Origin of the sequence: Rhodococcus sp. BH5, assembly GCF_027583855.1 — a bacterium.
In the GTDB taxonomy this organism is placed as follows: domain Bacteria; phylum Actinomycetota; class Actinomycetes; order Mycobacteriales; family Mycobacteriaceae; genus Rhodococcus_F; species Rhodococcus_F qingshengii.
Genome location: NZ_JAJHVW010000044.1, coordinates 5,084 through 6,201 on the forward strand (window position 1 = coordinate 5,084; position 1,118 = coordinate 6,201).

General features: G+C 55.9%; 1 protein-coding gene and 1 pseudogene. Both read left to right on the top strand.

The genetic code is table 11. The features are described 5' to 3' along the window. On the top strand, positions 1-203 hold a 203-nt coding region (locus RhoBH5_RS32105), incomplete at its 5' end, for a hypothetical protein (protein WP_270009581.1). A 397-nt stretch (positions 204-600) separates the two neighbouring features. Next, positions 601-1,118: pseudogene (locus RhoBH5_RS32110) on the top strand (helix-turn-helix domain-containing protein); the annotation flags it as partial.

The following is a 1,118-nucleotide window of genomic DNA, read 5'->3' on the forward strand; positions in this document are numbered from 1 at the left end:
GTCAGTCGGGTCAGCCGGGTGTTGATTGTGATCGCGGCTATCCTGTGCACGCGAGTACGGGTGGTACTGGAGAACAATTTGACGGCGGGGAAGCCTCGCAGTTGGCTATACCCGTTGGAATTTCTCTAGCCGGTTTTGGAATGTTTATTGCCCTGATGCTCAACGTAAGTGCTGTTCGTCGTGAGAAAATCAATCAGCAGTAGAATCCCATAGAGGTGACGTCGGTGAGACGAATTGTATTCTCGCCGACGTCACCGAGGTAGAACTGAATATTTGAGATTGACAATGGCCTTGACTTTTCCTAAGTCAAGGCCATTGTCAATTAGTATCGTTGGCGTTCTAGGTATGGGTTTTAGGGGTGGAATTTAGGTATACGGACCCACCCTTGATGTAATAGTTTTGAAACAATGAAATGGAACCGTCGAGTCAAGAGCAAAAGTTCAGGATGGAAGACTGCACAAGACAGAGCGGTCAGAGTTATCCTATGCAGGTGTTGCGGGTATGGACGTTGCTGACGCAGGACTGAAGTAGACGGGCTGGTCCTCGGCGTGAGAATGGGAGTTGCGACACAACCGTTCTCAACCAAGAAGGACCAGCCCTGTGACACACCGTAATGCCCTGCTGACAGTGGAGGGAAGACGGCGTCTCGTCGAGCGGTGACGCACTCGTCCGGTAGCCCATGTGGCCGCCGAGATGGGGATCTCTCGGCAATGCGCCTCGAAGTGGGTCAACCGGTATCGCAAGTACGGTGACCTGGGATTACAGGACCGATCCAGCACACCGAAACACCAACCCACCGCCACCGCGGCGGGCGTCGTGGCCGAGATCGAATTCATGCGACGGACCCGGAAATGGTCGGCCGCGCGCATCACGTTCGAACTCCGAATGGGTGGAACGGTCATTGCTCGCAGGACCGTCACGAAAATCCTGCGCGGTCTGGGATTGCACCGTCGCCGGTTCATCGACCCGAACGGCGAGAACAACCGAAAACCCCAGGTCATCTCCGCGAAACGGCCCGGTCAGATGGTGCACGTCGACATCAAGAAGGTCGGGAAGATCCCCGACGGCGGCGGATGGCGTGCCCATGGCCGTGGTTCCGAGCAGGCCAAACGATCCCA